This is a genomic window from Streptomyces sp. R-07, assembly GCF_049913175.1.
In the GTDB taxonomy this organism is placed as follows: Bacteria; Actinomycetota; Actinomycetes; order Streptomycetales; family Streptomycetaceae; genus Streptomyces.
The window spans coordinates 6,041,572-6,059,756 of record NZ_CP183978.1 but is presented as its reverse complement, the minus strand read 5'-3'; the positions used below and the strand labels follow the sequence as shown (position 1 = coordinate 6,059,756).

Annotated in this window: 19 protein-coding genes; 4 read left to right on the top strand and 15 right to left on the bottom strand. The window is 71.6% G+C overall.

Translation table 11 applies throughout. From position 1 onward, the window contains the following. Positions 1-58: 58 nt before the first annotated feature. Positions 59-2,110 (bottom strand): APC family permease, encoded by a 2,052-nt coding sequence (locus ACN9M0_RS27860; RefSeq protein ID WP_366039246.1) that lies wholly within the window; start codon positions 2,108-2,110, stop codon positions 59-61. 235 nt (positions 2,111-2,345) lie between these two features. Between ACN9M0_RS27860 and ACN9M0_RS27855 the strand changes: the two genes are divergently transcribed. Together ACN9M0_RS27855 and ACN9M0_RS27850 are read left to right on the top strand one after the other, a co-directional pair. Further along, the gene (locus tag ACN9M0_RS27855; RefSeq protein WP_041131658.1) at positions 2,346-3,014 is read left to right on the top strand and encodes a potassium channel family protein; all 669 of its coding nucleotides are present in this window, start codon (positions 2,346-2,348) and stop codon (positions 3,012-3,014) included. Then, entirely contained in the window at positions 3,014-3,694 is a 681-nt protein-coding gene (locus ACN9M0_RS27850; RefSeq protein WP_366039247.1) for a potassium channel family protein, read from the top strand. Before ACN9M0_RS27855 ends, ACN9M0_RS27850 begins: the two co-directional genes overlap by 1 nt. Positions 3,695-3,794: 100 nt before the next feature. Here the strand turns inward: ACN9M0_RS27850 and ACN9M0_RS27845 are convergent, their stop codons facing one another. The 8 genes from ACN9M0_RS27845 to ACN9M0_RS27810 all read right to left on the bottom strand — a co-directional run bounded on the left by ACN9M0_RS27845 (position 3,795) and on the right by ACN9M0_RS27810 (position 11,368). Next, complete coding sequence (locus ACN9M0_RS27845) at positions 3,795-4,544, bottom strand: DUF3159 domain-containing protein (protein WP_399698898.1); 750 nt, start codon at positions 4,542-4,544, stop codon at positions 3,795-3,797. A 3-nt stretch (positions 4,545-4,547) separates the two neighbouring features. Further along, positions 4,548-4,946 (bottom strand): OB-fold nucleic acid binding domain-containing protein, encoded by a 399-nt coding sequence (locus tag ACN9M0_RS27840; protein WP_073906407.1) that lies wholly within the window; start codon positions 4,944-4,946, stop codon positions 4,548-4,550. Between the two features lie 69 nt (positions 4,947-5,015). Beyond that, positions 5,016-5,702 (bottom strand): response regulator, encoded by a 687-nt coding sequence (locus tag ACN9M0_RS27835; RefSeq protein ID WP_366039249.1) that lies wholly within the window; start codon positions 5,700-5,702, stop codon positions 5,016-5,018. 91 nt (positions 5,703-5,793) lie between these two features. After that, entirely contained in the window at positions 5,794-8,340 is a 2,547-nt protein-coding gene (locus ACN9M0_RS27830) for a sensor histidine kinase KdpD (RefSeq protein ID WP_366039250.1), read from the bottom strand. A 165-nt stretch (positions 8,341-8,505) separates the two neighbouring features. Continuing rightward, the gene (locus ACN9M0_RS27825; protein ID WP_366039281.1) at positions 8,506-9,174 is read right to left on the bottom strand and encodes an ABC transporter ATP-binding protein; all 669 of its coding nucleotides are present in this window, start codon (positions 9,172-9,174) and stop codon (positions 8,506-8,508) included. 334 nt (positions 9,175-9,508) lie between these two features. Further along, on the bottom strand, positions 9,509-10,270 hold the full coding sequence (locus tag ACN9M0_RS27820) for a DUF3710 domain-containing protein (protein ID WP_366039251.1): 762 nt from the start codon (positions 10,268-10,270) through the stop codon (positions 9,509-9,511). A gap of 1 nt (position 10,271) precedes the next feature. Then, the gene (gene dut / locus ACN9M0_RS27815; protein ID WP_426404377.1) at positions 10,272-10,784 is read right to left on the bottom strand and encodes a dUTP diphosphatase; all 513 of its coding nucleotides are present in this window, start codon (positions 10,782-10,784) and stop codon (positions 10,272-10,274) included. Continuing rightward, entirely contained in the window at positions 10,784-11,368 is a 585-nt protein-coding gene (locus ACN9M0_RS27810) for a PaaI family thioesterase (RefSeq protein ID WP_041131652.1), read from the bottom strand. Before ACN9M0_RS27810 ends, dut begins: the two co-directional genes overlap by 1 nt. Before the next feature lie 58 nt (positions 11,369-11,426). Here ACN9M0_RS27810 and ACN9M0_RS27805 point away from each other — a divergent pair, with 58 nt between their 5' ends. Further along, the gene (locus ACN9M0_RS27805; protein ID WP_366039252.1) at positions 11,427-11,918 is read left to right on the top strand and encodes a DUF3093 domain-containing protein; all 492 of its coding nucleotides are present in this window, start codon (positions 11,427-11,429) and stop codon (positions 11,916-11,918) included. Positions 11,919-11,948: 30 nt separating this feature from the next. Here ACN9M0_RS27805 and ACN9M0_RS27800 read toward each other — a convergent pair whose 3' ends face one another. From ACN9M0_RS27800 to ACN9M0_RS27785, 4 genes are all read right to left on the bottom strand, one after another. Next, a complete protein-coding gene (locus ACN9M0_RS27800) occupies positions 11,949-12,998 on the bottom strand; it encodes a hypothetical protein (RefSeq protein WP_426404376.1) in 1,050 nt (349 codons plus the stop codon). Between the two features lie 12 nt (positions 12,999-13,010). Then, entirely contained in the window at positions 13,011-13,307 is a 297-nt protein-coding gene (locus ACN9M0_RS27795) for a DUF4193 domain-containing protein (protein WP_003955561.1), read from the bottom strand. A gap of 395 nt (positions 13,308-13,702) precedes the next feature. Next, positions 13,703-14,941 (bottom strand): sensor histidine kinase, encoded by a 1,239-nt coding sequence (locus ACN9M0_RS27790; RefSeq protein WP_366039255.1) that lies wholly within the window; start codon positions 14,939-14,941, stop codon positions 13,703-13,705. 4 nt (positions 14,942-14,945) lie between these two features. Then, positions 14,946-15,599 (bottom strand): response regulator transcription factor, encoded by a 654-nt coding sequence (locus tag ACN9M0_RS27785; protein ID WP_017237674.1) that lies wholly within the window; start codon positions 15,597-15,599, stop codon positions 14,946-14,948. A 374-nt stretch (positions 15,600-15,973) separates the two neighbouring features. Between ACN9M0_RS27785 and ACN9M0_RS27780 the strand changes: the two genes are divergently transcribed. Beyond that, complete coding sequence (locus ACN9M0_RS27780; RefSeq protein ID WP_366039256.1) at positions 15,974-16,132, top strand: hypothetical protein; 159 nt, start codon at positions 15,974-15,976, stop codon at positions 16,130-16,132. A gap of 97 nt (positions 16,133-16,229) precedes the next feature. Here ACN9M0_RS27780 and ACN9M0_RS27775 read toward each other — a convergent pair whose 3' ends face one another. Both ACN9M0_RS27775 and ACN9M0_RS27770 read right to left on the bottom strand, forming a co-directional pair. Next, positions 16,230-17,039, bottom strand: coding sequence for an inositol monophosphatase family protein (locus ACN9M0_RS27775; RefSeq protein WP_399698893.1), 810 nt, complete (start codon positions 17,037-17,039; stop codon positions 16,230-16,232). 10 nt (positions 17,040-17,049) lie between these two features. Further along, the gene (locus ACN9M0_RS27770) at positions 17,050-18,177 is read right to left on the bottom strand and encodes a ferrochelatase (protein WP_366039258.1); all 1,128 of its coding nucleotides are present in this window, start codon (positions 18,175-18,177) and stop codon (positions 17,050-17,052) included. Positions 18,178-18,185: the final 8 nt, after the last annotated feature.

Sequence of the window (18,185 nt, the reverse complement as noted above, 5' to 3'; positions counted from 1 at the left end):
GTGGGCTGCCGCGCGGACCACGAGTCCGACGGCAGCCCACCAGTCTAGTTGCTGTTTCTCAGTTGTTCTTTGCGGCCGGTTCCTTCTGCCGCTTCTCCACGGGTCCGCGGCGGACCGAGCCCGGCGCGTTCCATTCCTGGCGCTTCCGGGCCCGCTTCTTCGCGGCCTCGGAGGACTGGAGCTGGTACGGGACCGAGGTGACCATGACGCCGGGGGTGAAGAGCAGTCGGCCCTTGAGGCGGAGCGCGGACTGGTTGTGCAGCAGGTGCTCGTACCAGTGGCCGACGACGTACTCCGGGATGTAGACGGAGACGGCGTCGCGCGGGCTCTCGCGGCGGATGTTCTTCACGTACTCGATGACCGGCCGGGTGATCTCGCGGTACGGCGAGTCGAGGATCTTGAGCGGTACGTTGATGCCGCGCCGCTCCCACTCCTCCTTGAGCGCCTTGGTCTCCACGGGGTCGACGTTCACCGTGAGCGCTTCCAGCTCGTTGGCGTGCAGCAGCTTGGCGTAGGCCAGGGCGCGCAGGGTCGGCTTGTGGAGCTTGGAGACGAGGACGAGCGAGCGGACGCGGGAGGGGCGCACGTACTCGTCGGGGCGTTCCTCGGCGGCGGCGATCTCGCCGGCCACGGAGTCGTAGTGCCTGCGGATCGCGGTCATCGTCCCGTAGAAGATCACCATGCCGAGCAGGGCGACCCAGGCGCCGTGCGTGAACTTGGTGGCGAGGACGACGACGAGGACGAGGCCGGTGAAGAAGGCACCGAAGGTGTTGATCGCGCGGGAGCGGATCATGTGGCGGCGCTTGGACGTGTCGCGCTCCGACGCCAGGTGCCGGTTCCAGTGCCGGACCATGCCGATCTGGCTGAGCGTGAAGGAGACGAAGACGCCGACGATGTAGAGCTGGATCAGCCGGGTGGAGTCGGCTCCGTAGACCCAGACGAGGAGGGCGGCGGCGCCGGCGAGGAGCACGATGCCGTTGGAGAAGGCGAGACGGTCGCCGCGGGTGTGCAGCTGGCGCGGCAGGTACCGGTCCTGGGCGAGGATCGAGCCGAGGAGCGGGAAGCCGTTGTACGCGGTGTTGGCGGCCAGGAAGAGGACGAGCGCGGTGGCGGCGGCGAGCACGACGAAGAAGAACGTTCCGTCGCCGAAGACGGCGGCCGCGACCTGGGAGATCACCGGGTCCTGGACGTAGCCCGCGCCGAGCGGGACGCCGTTGTGCAGCAGGTCCTCGCCGGGGTTCTCGGCCATCCGGACGTCGGTGGCCATGGCCAGGAAGATGATGCCGCAGAACATGGTGACGGCCAGCCCGCCCATGAGCGCGAGCGTGGTGGCGGCGTTCTTCGACTTCGGCTTGCGGAAGGCGGGGACGCCGTTGGAGATGGCCTCGACGCCGGTGAGGGCCGCGCAGCCGGAGGAGAACGCCCGCAGCAGCAGGAAGACCAGCGCGAAGCCGGCCAGACCCTGGTGCTCGGCCTTGATCTCGAAATCGGCGGTGGGGGCCTTCATGGTCTCGTCGAGGACGATCCCCTTGTACGCGCCCCAGATGATCATGATGAAGACGCCGGCGACGAAGACGTACGTCGGGATGGCGAAGAGGCTGCCCGACTCCTTCACCCCGCGCAGGTTCATCAGGGTGAGCAGCACGATGACGCCGACCGCGCAGGGCACCTTGTGCTCGACGACGAAGGGGATCGCCGAACCGAGGTTCTCGATGCCCGAGGCGATCGACACCGCGACGGTCAGGACGTAGTCGACGAGCAGGGCGCTCGCGACGGTGAGTCCGGCCTTCGGCCCGAGGTTGGTGGTGGCGACCTCGTAGTCGCCGCCGCCGCTCGGGTACGCGTGCACGTTCTGCCGGTACGACGCGACCACCGTGAACATCAGGACCACGACCGCGAGCGCGATCCACGGGCTGAAGTGGTAGGCCGACAGGCCGGCGACAGAGAGGACGAGCAGCACCTCGCCGGGTGCGTACGCCACCGAGGACAGCGGGTCGGAGGCGAAGACGGGGAGGGCGATCCGCTTCGGGAGAAGGGTTTCTCCCAGCTTGTCGCTGCGCAGGGCCCGCCCGATCAGGATCCGTTTGGGCACGTCGGTCAGTTTGGACACGGAGAGGATCGTAAGCGTTCGAAAAGAGCCACGCGCACCGGCACCCCCGATCCGCACCGAATCTCCCTGAGTACCACCTCCGGTGCGGTCCCCGCCAGCGTTGCCGCTTAAGCTCGGACCGGGCGACCCTGCAGGGCGTCGTCCGCCACGGCCCGGGCCGATCGGGCGAGGAAAGTTGTGAGCAGGGTGTATTCGCAGGTCAGCAAGGCGATCAGGAGTGCGGGGTAGCGGGGACGTGCACATCGTCATCATGGGCTGCGGGCGAGTGGGAGCCGCTCTCGCGCAGACCCTCGAACAGCAGGGGCACACCGTCGCGGTCGTGGACCAGGACCCGACGGCTTTCCGCCGTCTGGGCTCGGGCTTCGGCGGCCGACGGGTCACGGGCGTGGGCTTCGACCAGGACACGCTGCGTGAGGCCGGGATCGAGGAGGCCGGTGCCTTCGCCGCGGTGAGCAGCGGCGACAACTCCAACATCATCGCGGCGCGTGTCGCGCGCGAGATGTTCGGCATCGAGAACGTGGCGGCGCGGATCTACGACCCGCGGCGCGCCGAGGTCTACCAGCGCCTCGGGATCCCGACGGTCGCGACGGTCCGCTGGACCGCCGACCAGATGCTCCGCCGGCTGCTGCCCTCGGGGGCGGAGCCGCTGTGGCGTGACCCGAGCGGTGGCGTGCAGCTCGCCGAGGTGCACACCTCCCCTGCGTGGATCGGCCACAAGGTGAGCCGGCTCCAGGAGGAGACCGGCGTCCGCGTCGCCTTCCTCACCCGACTGGGCGAAGCGATTCTGCCGACCTCGCAGACGGTGCTCCAGGAAGGTGACCTGGTGCACGTGATGATGCGTACGGACGAGATCGCGAAGGTCGAGGCGGCCTTCGCCGAAGGTCCCGAGGAGGGCGGTCACTGATGCGTGTCGCTATTGCGGGCGCGGGCGCGGTGGGCCGGTCCATCGCGGGCGAGCTCCTGGAGAACGGGCACGAGGTCCTGCTGGTCGACAAGGCGCCGACCGCCATCTCGGTGGAGCGGGTGCCGCAGGCGGAGTGGCTGCTGGCCGACGCCTGCGAGATCACCTCGCTCGACGAGGCGGCGCTGCAGCGCTGCAACGTGGTGATCGCGGCGACCGGTGACGACAAGGTGAACCTGGTCGTCTCGCTGCTCGCGAAGACCGAGTACGGCGTGCCGCGCGTGGTCGCCCGGGTGAACAACCCGAAGAACGAGTGGCTGTTCAACGAGGCCTGGGGCGTGGACGTGGCCGTCTCGACGCCGCGCCTGATGTCGGCCCTGGTCGAGGAGGCGGTGAGCGTCGGCGACCTGGTCCGGCTGCTCCGCTTCAGCCACGGCGACGCGAACCTGGTGGAGCTGACGCTCCCGCCGGAGTCGGCGGTCGCCGGCACCGCGGTCGGGGACGTGGCCTGGCCGCAGGACACCTCGCTGGTGACGATCATCCGCGGTTCGCGGGTGCTGACGCCGAGCCCCGAGGAGACCCTGGAGGCCGGCGACGAGCTGCTGTTCGTGGCCGCGCAGGCCCGCGAGGAGCAGCTGGAGGACCTCCTGCAGGTCCGCCGCGAGGCCGGCTCGGAGGGCTGACGCTCCGGAGTGTGTACGGGAAGGGCCCGGGACCATCGAGGTCCCGGGCCCTTCCGCGTACCGTCTCAAGCCCTCCAGGCGGCGAAGGGCTCCGGACGGCTCAGGCTTCCGGCCCGCTCTGCGGGGCGGCGGCCGCCTTGCGCTCCTTCTCGGCGCGCTCCTCGGCCTCCATCTCGGCGAAGACGTCGATCGGCGCCGGGGCCTTCGCGAGGAACACCCAGGTGAGGTAGACCGCGAGCAGGAACGGCGGGATCTTCAGCGCGACGAGCACCCAGCCGAACTTGGTGGTGTCGGCCCACCAGTACATGGGGAAGAGGATCGCGCACTTGCCCAGCAGGATCAGGCCCCAGGCCCAGCTGGCCTTCGTGTAGGCCTTCTTGCGGCCGGGGTTGCGGGTGCGCCAGGAGAGGTTCTCCTTGAAGACCGGGCCGAGGATCAGGCCGATCAGGGGCACTCCGGCGAGCGCGGTGATGATGTACGCCAGGGCGAGGCCCAGGGTGTACAGCATGCCCGGCAGGTAGAAGTCCTTGGCGTTGCCCGTCATCATCGCGAAGACCACGCCGAAGGCGACGCCGAAGACGCCGCTGAAGGCGTGCTTGACGGTGTCCCGGCGGATCAGCCGGACGGCGACCAGCACCAGCGAGACCGCGAGCGCGGCGATCGCCGAGACGTGCAGGTTCTTGTTGATCGTGAAGATCGTGACGAACAGCAGGCCGGGCACGACCGTCTCGATCATGCCCCGCAGACCACCGAAGGCCTCGAAGAGCGCGGCCTCGGTCACGGCCTTGTCCGCCTGGGCGTCCTGGTCCGGGGTCGAGCGGTCCGCGGTCGGCTTGTCGAGGGACGTCACCGGCTACTCCTGTCCGAGCGGTCGGAGCTCGTATTTGGGGTTGAAGAGGACCCGCCGGCCGTGGCTCATGGAGATCCGGCCGGAGGCGATCAGCTTGCGGCCGGGCTCGATGCCCACGATGGAGCGCCGGCCGAGCCACACGACGTCGAGCGGTGCCGTGCCGTCGAAGAGTTCGGCCTCCAGCGCGGGCACACCGGCCCGGGGACGCAGCGTGACCGTGCGCAAGGTACCAGTCACCTTGACTATCTGGCGGTCGGAGCAGTCGCAGATGCGCGTGCACCCCGAGGCCTCGGCGTCCTCCTGGAGCTCCTCCGACTCCAGGTCCTCGGGAGAGGAGGAGAGCCGGTCGAGCATCCGGCGGAACCTTCCGGCCGGCTTCTCTGTACGCGGTGCAGCACTCATACAGAAAGCGTACCGGCCACCGCTGTCACCCGAAGCGGCCCCGGACCACCCTCCCGAACGGTTCCCGTCTCAGCGTTCGAAGCGGTACCCCATGCCCGGTTCGGTGACGAAATGGCGGGGATGGGAGGGGTCGGTCTCCAGCTTGCGGCGGAGCTGCGCCATGTACACCCGGAGGTAGTTGGTCTCCGTGCCGTACGAGGGGCCCCAGACCTCCTGGAGCAGCTGCTTCTGACTCACGAGCCGGCCGCTGTTGCGGACGAGGACCTCCAGGAGGTGCCACTCGGTGGGGGTGAGCCGGACGTCGCGCCCGTCGCGGTGGACCTTCTTCGCGGCCAGGTCGACGGTGAAGTTCTCCGTCTCGACCACGACGACCCCGTCCTCGGCGCCGCCGACCGGTTCGGCGCGGCGCACGGCCGCGCGCAGCCGGGCCAGCAGCTCGTCCATGCCGAAGGGCTTGGTGACGTAGTCGTCGGCGCCCGCGTCGAGCGCCTCGACCTTCTCGTCGGAGGTCTGCCGGGCGGACAGGACCAGGATCGGCACCCTCGTCCAGCCGCGCAGGCCCTTGATGACCTCGACGCCGTCCATGTCGGGCAGTCCGAGGTCGAGGACGACGACGTCGGGGTGGCGCTCGGCGGCGAGCCGGAGGGCGGTGGCACCGTCGGGCGCGGCGTCGACCTCGTACTTCCGCGCCTTGAGGTTGATCACCAGGGCGCGGACGATCTGCGGCTCGTCGTCGACCACGAGGACCCGGGTCATGGAGGGGGCCTACCTTCTTCGTCGTGTGTGGGTACGGAGGGGAGTTCGGGCGTACGGAGGTGAGTACGGGCAGCGGGTACGGGCGCGGCCGTCAGGTCACGGCGTGGGCCGGGAGGTCGCCGGCCCGGGGCTGGGGCCCGCCCGGTGCGGCCCGCAGGGTGAGGACCATGGTCAGGCCGCCGCCGGGGGTGTCCTCGGCGCCCAGCGTCCCGCCCATGGCCTCCACGAAGCCGCGGGCGACCGCGAGGCCGAGTCCGACGCCGGAGCCGCGCGGGGCGTCGCCGAAGCGCTGGAAGGGCTCGAAGATGCCGTCCTTGGCCTCGTCGGGCACACCGGGGCCACGGTCCACGACCCGCAGCTCGACCCGGTCCCCCAGGGCGCTGGCGGCGACGGCGACGGGCACGCCCTCGGGGCTGTACTTCACGGCGTTCTCCACGATGTTGGCGACGGCCCGCTCCAGGAGGCCCTTGTCGACCTCGACCATGGGCAGTGTCTCGGGGATGTCGAGCTCGGCGCTGCCGTCCGGTACGCCTCCGAGGGCCATGGGGACGACCTCGTCGAGGTCGACGGCCCGGATCAGCGGGGTGACGGTGCCGGTCTGGAGGCGGGACATGTCGAGGAGGTTGCCCACGAGGTGGTCGAGGCGGTCGGCGCCGGCCTCGATGCCCTCCAGGAGCTCGGCCCGGTCCTGCTCGGACCATTCGACGTCGTCGGAGCGGAGGGAGGAGACGGAGGCCTTGATGCTCGCGAGGGGCGTCCGGAGGTCGTGGCTGACGGCGGCCAGCAGGGAGGTGCGGATCTTGTTGCCCTCGGCCAGCTTCCGCGCCTCCTCCGCCTCGCCGACGAGCCGCTGCCGGTCGAGGACGACCGCGGCCTGGGCGGCGAAGGCGCCGAGCACCCGCCGGTCCTCGGCGGGCAGCACCCGGCCCGTCAGGGCGAGGGCCAGATGGTCGCCGACCGGGGCGTCCACGTCCGCGTCCTCCGGCCGTGCCGCCGGATGGGGGCCGACGCTGGCCGCGCGCGTCCACGGCCCGACCTCGTCCGCGCGCTCCAGGAGGGCCACCGACTCCATGGAGAAGGTCTCGCGGACGCGTTCCAGGAGGGCGTCCAGGCTGGTCTCGCCGCGCAGCACGCTGCCGGCGAGGTAGGAGAGCACCTCGGACTCGGCGCGCAGCCTGGCGGCCTGGTGGGTGCGCCGGGCGGCGAGGTCCACCACGGAGGCGACCGACATCGCGACGCCGAAGAAGACGGCGATGGCGACGATGTTCAGGGGGTCGGCGATGGTCAGCCGGTGGAGGGGCGGGGTGAAGAACCAGTTGAGGAGGAGGGAGCCGACGGCCGCCGAGGCGAGCGCCGGGAGGAAGCCCCCGAGGAGGGCCGCCCCGACGGTCAGGGCGAGGAAGAGCAGCATGTCGTTGGCGAGACCGAGGTCGGCGTCGACGTGCGTGAGGAGCAGGGCGAGCGCGACCGGGCCAGCGACGCCGACCAGCCAGCCGCCGAGGATCCGGGAGCGGCCGAGGCGGGCCCCGCGCGCGACCGGCAGGCCCCGGCCCTTGGCGACCTCGCCGTGGGTGACGATGTGGACGTCGAGGTCGGGCCCGGAGTCGCGGGCCACGGTCTGGCCGACGCCCGGGCCGAGCACGTACTGCCAGGTCCGGCGGCGGCTGGAGCCGAGGACGATCTGGGTGGCGTTGACCCCGCGGGCGAACTCCAGGAGCGCGGAGGGGATGTCGTCGCCGATGACGTGGTGGAACGTTCCGCCGAGGTCCTCGACGAGGGTGCGCTGGACGGCCAGTTCCTTCGGGGAGGCCGCGGTGAGGCCGTCGCTGCGGGCGATGTAGACGGCGAGGACCTCGCCCCCGGCGCCCTTCTCGGCGAGCCGGGTGGCGCGGCGTATGAGCGTGCGGCCCTCGGGACCGCCGGTCAGACCGACGACGATCCGCTCCCGGGCCTGCCAGGTGGAGCGGATGTCATGCTCGCCCCGGTACTGCCGGAGGTACTCGTCGACCCGGTCCGCGGTCCAGAGCAGGGCCAGCTCGCGCAGGGCCGTGAGGTTGCCGGGGCGGAAGTAGTTCGACAGGGACGCGTCGATCCTGTCCGGCTGGTAGATGTTGCCGTGGGCCATCCGTCGCCGAAGGGCCTCCGGGGACATGTCGACCAGCTCGATCTGGTCGGCCCGGCGCACCACCTCGTCGGGGACGGTCTCCCGCTGCCGTACCCCGGTGATCGCCTCGACGACGTCGCCGAGGGACTCCAGGTGCTGGATGTTGACGGTCGACACGACGTCGATGCCGGCCGCGAGGAGCTCGGCGACGTCCTGCCACCGCTTGGGGTTCCGGGAGCCCGGCACGTTCGTGTGGGCGAGCTCGTCGACGAGGGCGACCGCGGGGCGGCGGGCGAGGACCGCGTCGACGTCCATCTCGGTGAAGGTCGTCCCCTGGTACTCCAGGGTGCGGCGCGGGACCTCCTCCAGGCCGTGCAGCATGACCTCCGTACGCGGCCGTCCGTGGTGCTCCACGAAGGCCACCACGCAGTCCGTGCCCCGCTCCACGCGCCGGTGGCCCTCGGAGAGCATCGCGTAGGTCTTGCCCACGCCCGGCGCAGCGCCGAGGTAGATCCGAAGCTTGCCGCGTCCCATGGCTCGACCATACGTCCAGCCAATAGGACATTCCGTACGCGGGGAGAGGCCGGGGGCGGTATTGACGTGATCCTGATGTCGCCCCGCGGCCGCCCCGCTGCCTCCTGGACGGTCGCCTCGGCGCTCGCCTCGGTGCTCGCCTCGGTGCTCGCCTCAGTGCTCGCCTCAGTGCTCGATGATCTCGCCGTCGCTCAGCTCCAGGACCCGGTCCGCCAGGCCCAGGAGCTGGGGGTCGTGGGTGGCGACCAGGGCCGTGCAGCCCTCGCTGCGCACCACCGCGCGCAGCAGCTGCATGACGGCGAGCCCCGTCTCCGCGTCCAGCTGGCCCGTCGGCTCGTCGGCTATGAGCAGCGCCGGCTTGTTGGCGAGGGCGCGGGCGATGGCGACGCGCTGCTGCTGGCCGCCGGAGAGCTCGCCGGGCCGCTGGTTCGCGTGGTCGGCGAGGCCGACGAGCCCGAGCATCAGGGCGACCCGCTCCTCGCGCTCCTTGGGGTCCGCCTTGCGCAGCCGCAGGGGTACGCCCACGTTCTCGGCGGCGGAGAGGATCGGGAGCAGCCCGAAGGACTGGAAGATGAAGCCGATCCGGTCGCGGCGCAGCTCCAGGAGCCCGCTCTCGCCGAGCGTGGAGAGGTCGGTGCCGTCGATGACGATCCGGCCCCCGTCGGCGCTGTCGAGGCCGCCCACGAGGTTGAGCAGGGTCGTCTTGCCGGAGCCCGAGCGGCCCTTGAGCGCGACGAGCTCGCCGCGCGGGATGTCGAAGGAGACCCCGCGCAGGGCGTGGACGGCGGCCTCGCCCGTGCCGTACGAGCGGCGCAGGTCCTCGACGCGGACCATCGGCGGTCCGGCCGGGTCCTCGATGACGGCCGCGGCGGACCTGGTGCTGCTCTCACTCACCCTGAGCTCCCCCTCCTGGAACATCTGCGCCGCCAGTATGGTCCGCGGCCGGGCCGGAGGACCAGAGCTGTGCCCTGGACCTGTGGAAAACCGGCCGAGGACCGGAGCCGGGCCCGGGCCTGTGGAAAACGGCCGGTGGGCCGCTTCCCGTACGAGAGGTACGGGGAGCGGCCCACCGGCCGTGTCTGGCTCACGCCGGACCGCCGAAGCGGCCCGACGGGGTTCAGCGGATCCCTGAGATCAGCGGATCTCGGGATTCAGCGGATCCCGGAGATCAGCGGATCTCGGAGATCTCCGGACCGCGCTGGAGCTGGCCCATGCCGCCGGAGAAGCGGGAGTTCTCCTGCTCCTCCTGCTGCACGCCGTCCGGCACCATCTGCGCGTCGTTCGGCAGCTTGAGGACGATCGGGTCGCGCGGGGCCATCGGGCCCTCGCCGCGGACGACCACGGTGTCCCGGACGATCTGCTCCAGGAGGCCGGCGGCCTCGGGCTGGACCGCGCCCTGCCCGGAGATCACTCCGCGCAGGAACCAGCGGGGTCCGTCGACGCCCACGAAGCGGACCAGCTGCACGCCGCGGTTGCCGTCCGGCAGCTGCACCGGGACCTGGGCCCGCAGCTCCCAGCCGAGCGGGCCCTCGACCTCGTCGATGACACCGCCCTGCTGGACGATGCCGGTGGCGATCTCGTCGCGGACCTCGCCCCAGATGCCCTCGTTCTTGGGGGCGGCGAAGGCCTGCAGCTGGACCGCGCTGTCGCGCAGGACGACGGTGGCCGCGACGATCGCGTCGCCCGCCACCTCCACCCGCAGCTCCATGCCCTCGACTCCGGGCACGAAGATCCCGCCGAGGTCCACGCGGCCCTCGTCGGGCTTGGCGACCTCGGAAATGTCCCAGGGCCCGTCGGGCCGGGGCGCCGGCGGAAGGTTCACACGGCGCGGCGCCTCGGCCGCGTCCTCGCCCTCCACCGCGTCGACGACCTGCTCGGCCTCGCCCGCCGCGTCCTCGGCGGCACCGCTCTTCTTGCGACGTCCGAACACGTCACTGTCCTTCCCGGTCGGATACGACCGAAGCGTATCGATTCCCACCCGTTGTGCCGTCCACGGCGGCGTGACCGCCGGTGGACCCGAAGCCCCCCTCGGCCCGCGCCGAACCGGGAAGCTCCGCCACCTCGTGGAAGCGCACCTTCTCGACCTGCTGGACGACAAGTTGGGCAATCCGATCGAATCGTTCGAACCGCACGTCCTCGCGCGGGTCGAGATTGACCACGATCACCTTGATCTCTCCACGGTACCCGGCATCCACCGTCCCCGGGGCATTCACGAGCGCCACTCCACAGCGGGCGGCGAGGCCGGAGCGCGGGTGCACGAAGGCCGCGTACCCGTCCGGCAGGGCGATGGAGACCCCGGTGGGCAGCACGGCGCGCTCCCCGGGGGCCAGCACGACGGCCTCGGTGGTCACGAGGTCGGCCCCGGCGTCGCCGGGATGCCCGGAGGCCGGGATCGGCACGTCCGGGTCCACTCGCCGGATCAGTACGTCGACAGGGTTGCGCATCAGGGGTTCACCTCGAAGGCGCGGGCGCGCCGGACCTGGTCGGGGTCGGACATGGCGGCCTGGATCTCCTCCGGGCGGCCGTTGTCGATGAAGTGGTCGACCTTGACCTCGATGAAGAGGGCGTCGGCGCGGACGGCGACGGGGCCCTCGGGCCCGCCGATCCGGCCGACGGCGGTCGAGTAGATCTTGCGGCCGTGCACGGCGGTGACGGCGGCCTCCAGGTGGAGGACGGTGCCGACCGGGACGGGCCGGGCGAAGTCGGTCTCCAGGCGTCCGGTCACGGCGATGACCCGCAGCAGCCAGTTCAGGGAGCCGAGGGTCTCGTCGAGCGCGGTGGCGAGCACGCCGCCGTGCGCGAGACCGGGGGCGCCCTGGTGGTCGGGGGTCACCGTGAACTCGGCGGTGACGGTCACGCCCTCGCCCGCGCGCGCTTCCAGGTGGAGGCCGTGGGGCTGCCCGCCGCCGCACCCGAAGCAGTACTCGTAGTGCGCACCGAGCAGCTCGCCGGGGGCCGGCGCGTCGGGGTGGCGTACCGGCGGTATGGCGTCGGCCGGCGGGGTGAGGGCGGCAGATGTTGCAGTCACAGCCGCAGACCTTACCCGCGCGGATGGTCGCAGGTCGCGCCGTGCCAAGCTTGGACGCATGCAGCCTTCCGCACCGTCCCCGGCCCCCTCCCCCGAGTCCTCCGCCGCGCCGCGCTTCGACGAGCGGCTGACGGCGCCCCGCTCGTGGTGGGTGATCACGGGTCTGCTCGGTCTCTCGGGCGGCCTGATCATGTTCCCGCTGGGCACGGTCCCGATGCTGGGCGGCCTGATCGTGGCGGCGGTGCTCGCCGGGGTGGCGGTCTCCTCGTACGGCTCCGCCCGGATCCGGGTGGTGGCCGGTTCCCTGGTGGCGGGCGACGCGCGGATCCCGGTCTCGGCGCTCGGCGCGGCCGAGGTGCTCGACGCGGAGGAGGCGCGCGCCTGGCGCACCCACAAGGCGGACCCGCGCGCCTTCATGCTGATGCGCAGCTATGTGCCGGGGGCGGTACGGGTCGTGGTGACGGACGCGGCGGACCCCACGCCGTATGTGTACCTGTCCAGCCGTGAGCCGGAGGCGCTGGTCGCGGCCCTGGAGGCGGAGCGCGCCTGACCGACCGGCGCGTCCGCCGGTCCGCCCGGGCTAGAAGCCCAGCTCCTTGGGGTTCTCGGGCTGTTCCAGCGGGGGCAGCTCCGGAAGGGAATCCCAGGGGACCTGGCGGTTGCGGAGGTCCTTGCGGAGGTGTGCGGCGAGCTTCTTGGTGTCGCGCCGGTTCATGACGGCGCCGACGGCGGCGCCCACCATGAAGGGCATGAGGTTCGGCACGTTGCGCACCATGCGTTTCATGATCTGCTGGCGCAGTTCGCGCTTGAGCTGACCGCCGAGTGCCGCGTTGACCGTGGTGGGCTTGGTGGGGTCGATACCCCGCTCCTCGGCCCAGGAGGTCAGATAGGCCGTCGAGCGCTGGGTGAGCCGGCCGGGGGGCCGCAGCCCGTAGACCTCGTGCAGTTCGGCGATGAGTTTGAGTTCCACGGCGGCGACGCCGGTGATCTCGGCCGCCAGCTCGGCGGGCATCGCCGGGGGCATCGGAAGCATGGCGGCGGCGCCGACGCCCGCGCCGACGGTCGAGCTCGCGTTCGCCGCTCCCGTGACGAGTTTGTCGGCGAGCTCCTCGGGGCCGAGCCCGGGGAACTGCCTGCGCAGGGTCGCCAGGTCGCGGACGGGAATCCGCGGGGCGAGGTCGATCAGCCGGTCGGCGAGGTAGCCGAGGCCGGCCTTCGCGCTGTGTCCGCCGCGCTTCACGCCCTTCTGGACGCTCTGCGTGACGCCGCGCCGGACGACGTCGATCCGGTCTGAGTCGATCTTGATCCGGTCGAGCTGGGCCCGTGCCGGGTTGGCAAGGCGCCTGACGGCGCCGAAGCGCCCGCCCTGCCGCGCTGCGACCTGCTCGTCGCCCTGCCCCGGCCGCACCGGCAGACGTGCCGGATCCGTCTCGGCGACCTCGATGACCGCTTCGAGCGAGGCCGGGAGGCCTCGCTCGTCGTAACGTGCACCGAGGGAGGGCAGGGAGGCGGCGTGCTCGGCTTCAGGGGCCTCCTGGGCACCCTCTGCCGGGCCTGAGCCGCCCTTGTGCGTCTCCGGGCTCCTGGGGAGCCGCAGACGCCGCTTCCGGGACGGTGTGTCGCCTGCCACGACCGAGCGGTCTCAGTCGCAGTCGCGGCAGATCGGCTGGCCGTTCTTCTCCCGGGCCAGCTGGCTGCGGTGGTGCACGAGGAAGCAGCTCATGCAGGTGAACTCGTCGGCCTGCTTGGGCAGGACCCGGACGGCCAGCTCCTCGTTCGAAAGGTCGGCGCCGGGAAGCTCCAGGCCTTCGGCGGCCTCGAACTCGTCGACGTCGACGGTCGAGGTCGACTTGTCGTTCCGGCGGGCCTTCAGTTCTTCAAGGCTGTCCGAGTCGACGTCGTCGTCGGTCTTGCGTGGGGTGTCGTAATCCGTTGCCATGTCGCTCTCCCCCTCTGGGTGGTTGCGGTGTCTCCAGCGCACGTAACGCGTGAGAGGTCGGACTTGTGCCCGACCTGAGGCGGAGATTTTGCCTCACATCAAGGTCTGTTACTCAATCGACACCCGTCGCGCGCTCTCACGAGTGATCGGCTTCGGGTGGCGAACCGGACCGTACACGGTCCTCGGGGTGACCCTCACAGGCGCCACCCCGTGTACTTCCCGTCATTCCGGGCCCCGGAAACCCGGACTTTTCCTGGTTTTCCGAGGGATTTCTCGGTCACGGAGAGTGGAGGTCCGAACACCCTCTCCTGTGATCGATCACACATGAGCGTCTCAGAATCGGGGCCCCGGAATTCCGCGCAAAGCGAACGGAACGGGTCGGCTCGTGCAGTGTGTCAGATCGGCAGAGTGACGCGCATCACGAGACCGCCGCCCTCGCGCGGCTCCGCGATGATACGGCCGCCGTGGGCGCGGGCCACGGACCGCGCGATCGACAGGCCGAGACCGACCCCCTTGTCGCTGCCGGTCCGCTCCTGCCGGAGCCGCCGGAACGGCTCGAAGAGGTTGTCGATCTCGTACGCGGGGACCACCGGTCCCGTGTTCGAGACGACCAGAACCGCCTGGCCGTCCTTGGCCTCGGTGGTGACCTCCACCCAGCCTCCCTCCGGCACGTTGTACCGCACGGCGTTCTGGAGCAGGTTCAAGGCGATCCGTTCGAGGAGGACGCCGTTGCCCTGGACCACGGCGGGCTCTCGCTCGCCGCGGATCTCCACACCCTTGGCCTGGGCCTCGGCGTGCACCTGGTCGACACCCCGCTCGGCGACCTCGGCCAGGTCGACGGGTTTGCGCTCGATGATCTGGTTGTCGCTCCGGGCGAGCAGCAGCAGGCCCTCGACGAGCTGCTCGCTGCGCTCGTTGGTGGCGAGCAGGGTCTTGCCGAGCTGATGGAGCTCCACCGGCGCCCCGGGGTCCGAGAGGTGGACCTCCAGGAGGGTGCGGTTGATCGCGAGCGGGGTCCGCAGCTCGTGCGAGGCGTTCGCGACGAACCGCTGCTGAGCCGTGAAGGCCCGCTCCAGGCGGTCCAGCATCTCGTCGAAGGTGTCGGCGAGCTCCTTGAGCTCGTCGTCGGGGCCGTCCAGCTCGATCCGCCGGGACAGGTCGGAGCCGGCCACCTGGCGGGCGGTCCGGGTGATCCGGCCGAGCGGGGAGAGCACCCGCCCCGCCATGGCGTAGCCGAAGGCGAAGGCGATGATGCTCAGGCCGAGCAGGGCGAAGAGGGACCGGCGCAGGAGGTCGTTCAGAGCGATGTCGCTCTGGTGCCGCAGGCAGAGCGCCACGGCGTCGTTGAGCTGGTCGCCGGTGGGCGACTCGGGCAGCCGGCACCAGGAGGTGGTGGGCTGGACCGTGCCGTTGACGACCTTGAAGGGCAGCTGGGAGGTGCTGTCGCTGAGCGCCTGGGCGGTGAAGAGGTAGATGATCGAGAGCAGCAGGATGCCGGCGATCAGGAACATCCCGCCGTACAGCAGCGTGAGCCGTATCCGGATGGTCGGGCGCAGCAGCGGCCGGACGGGGTCCCGGGGGTCCCAGGTCGGTTTCGGAGGCGCCTGTGGGTGCGGCGCGGGGGTCGTGGCCATCAGGTCAGATCCGGTACCCGGAGCCGGGGACCGTGACGATGACGGGCGGTTCCCCGAGCTTGCGCCGCAGGGTCATGACGGTGACGCGGACGACGTTGGTGAACGGGTCGGTGTTCTCGTCCCAGGCCTTCTCCAGGAGCTGCTCGGCCGAGACCACGGCGCCCTCGCTGCGCATGAGGACCTCCAGGACGGCGAACTCCTTCGGCGCGAGCTGGACCTCCTTGCCCTCGCGGAAGACCTCGCGGCGGTTCGGGTCGAGCTTGATGCCGGCGCGCTCCAGGACGGGCGGGAGCGGGACGGTGGTGCGGCGGCCGAGGGCGCGCACGCGCGCGGTGAGCTCGGTGAAGGCGAAGGGCTTGGGGAGGTAGTCGTCCGCCCCGAGCTCCAGGCCCTCGACGCGGTCGCTGACGTCGCCGGAGGCGGTGAGCATCAGGACGCGGGTGGGCATGCCGAGCTCGACGATCTTGCGGCAGACGTCGTCGCCGTGGACGAGCGGGAGGTCGCGGTCGAGGACGACGACGTCGTAGTCGTTGACCCCCACGCGCTCCAGGGCCGCTGCGCCGTCGTACACGACGTCGACGGCCATGGCCTCCCGGCGCAGTCCGGTGGCCACCGCATCGGCGAGCAGCTGCTCGTCCTCGACGACGAGTACGCGCACGTCGTACATCCTTCCCGTTGAGCCGCTGTCCGAGGTGGGGACCGGCTGAGACCTGAGCACTGACTGTGCGTGTCCATCCTGCCCCGTACGCGCGTAAACCGGCTGTAAGACGGTGGTGCGGGGCCCGGGGAGGGAGGGTGGTGAGCGGGGGGCGCGCGGTGGGGCGCGCGGCCCGGAACGAAGAATTCACCGGATTCACGGGCCAGTTGAGGTTTCTCTGAGGAAAGGGCTGGGGAGGACGACTGCACACCCCGTGATCACGCCCTGTATGTGGCGCGCCACCTACCGCTCTCTGTCCCCCAGAGTTCGCAGTGTGTGATCCACCCACCCTCGGCACACCCCCGTGCCACCGGACCCACGAGGAGGGGGCGACGATGGACGCTTTCACCGCAGGACTGCTGCACCGCATCAGGACCACGCAGACGGACCTCACGCGGGCCCGTGAGACGGGCGACGACTACCTGGCGGAGGTGGAGCAGGCGGAGCTGGACGACCTGCACCGCCTGGCCGCCGAGCACGGCGTGGAGGTCTAGCCACGCCGGGCTTCCGCCCGTCCCACCGGTACGCGTACGCGAGGGCCCCGGCGCCGTTTCCCGGCACCGGGGCCCTCGTGCGTCCGTCTCCGGCCCGCTAGTCGTGCCAGGCCCCCAGCTCCTCCAGGAGCTTCTGGAGGGGCCCGAAGAGGCCCGGGGAGGCCGCGAGGGTCAGCTCGCCGGACTCCGGCTCCCCTGGGCGCCCGCCGGTCAGGCCGCCCGCCTCGCGGGCGATGAGGGCGCCCGCGGCGAGGTCCCAGAGGTTGAGGCCGCGCTCGTAGTACGCGTCGAGGCGGCCGGCGGCGACGTCGCAGAGGTCGATGGCGGCCGAGCCGCCGCGCCGGATGTCGCGGACGAGCGGGATGACCCGCTGGGCGACGTCCGCCTGGTGGGCGCGGCGGGCCTGGATGTACCCGAAGCCCGTGCCGAGGAGTGCCTGGTCGAGGGCGGGTGAGGGGCGGACGGCGAGGGGCCGGTCTCCCGCGTACGCGCCGGCGCCGAGGACGGCCCGGTAGGTCTCCCCGCGCATCGGGGCCTCGACCACGCCGACGACGGTCTCGCCGTCCCGTTCGGCGGCGATCGAGACCGCCCAGGTGGGCAGGCCGTAGAGGTAGTTCACGGTGCCGTCGAGCGGGTCGATCACCCAGCGGATCCCGCTCGTCCCGGGGCTCGACGCGCCCTCCTCGCCGAGGAAGCCGTCCTGCGGGCGGTGCTCGGAGAGGAAGCCGGTGATCAGCTTCTCGGCGGCGATGTCCATCTCGGTGACCACGTCGATGGGGCTCGTCTTGGTCATCGCCACGGCCAGGTCGTCCGGCCGGCCGTCGCGCAGCAGCGCTCCGGCCCGCCGGGCGGCCTCCAGCGCGAGGTCGAGCAGTTCGGTGAGGAGAGGGTCGGGAACGACGGTCACAGCGGGCTCCTTACGCGTACGGGCTGTCGGCGCCGGCCGCGGCGGGCCGCTCCGCCCTGGCCGGGCAGCAGCCGATCGGGCAGAGGTCGTGGGAGGCGCCGAGGGCGCCGAGCGCGCACCGCTCGACCCTGGTGCCCCGCTCGTTCGCGGCGCGCTCCAGGACGAGCTCGCGGACGGCGGCGGCGAAGCGCGGGTCGGCCCCGACGGTCGCCGAGCGCCGGACGGGCAGGCCGAGCTCGGCCGCCTTGGCCGTGGCCTCCGTGTCGAGGTCGTAGAGGACCTCCATGTGGTCGGAGACGAAGCCGATCGGGACCATCACGGCGGCGGGCACGCCGGCGCCGTGCAGCTCTTCCAGGTGGTCGCAGATGTCGGGTTCCAGCCACGGGATGTGGGGGGCGCCGCTGCGGGACTGGTAGACGAGCTTCCAGGGGTGGTCGATCCCGGTCTCCTCGCGGACCGCGTCGGCGACGACCCGCGCGACGTCGAGGTGCTGGCGCACGTAGGCGCCGCCCTCGCCGTGCTCGGTGACGGGGCCGGAGGTGTCGGCGGCGGAGTCGGGGATGGAGTGGGTGGTGAAGGCGAGGTGGGCGCCGTCCCGCACGGAGGGGTCGAGCTCCGCGAGGGAGGCGAGGACGCCCTCGACCATGGGCGTGACGAAGCCGGGGTGGTTGAAGTAGTGCCGGAGCTTGTCGACCCGGGGCAGCGGGAGGCCCTCCGCCTCCAGGGTGGCGAGCGCGTCGGCGAGGTTCTCGCGGTACTGGCGGCAGCCGGAGTAGGAGGCGTACGCGCTGGTGGTGAGGACGGCGATGTGGCGCCGGCCGTCGGTGACCATCTCACGCAGGGTGTCGGTGAGGTACGGCGCCCAGTTCCGGTTTCCCCAGTAGACCGGCAGACCGAGCCCGGCCTGCTCGAAGTCCGTCCGCAGCGCGTCGAGGAGCGCGCGGTTCTGGTCGTTGATCGGGGAGACGCCGCCGAAGAGGAAGTAGTGCTGCCCCACTTCCTTGAGCCGTTCCTTCGGGATGCCGCGGCCGCGCGTCACGTTCTCCAGGAACGGGACCACGTCGTCCGGGCCCTCGGGGCCGCCGAACGAGAGCAGCAGCAGGGCGTCGTACGGGGCGGGATCGTGCTGATCGGACATGGCACCGA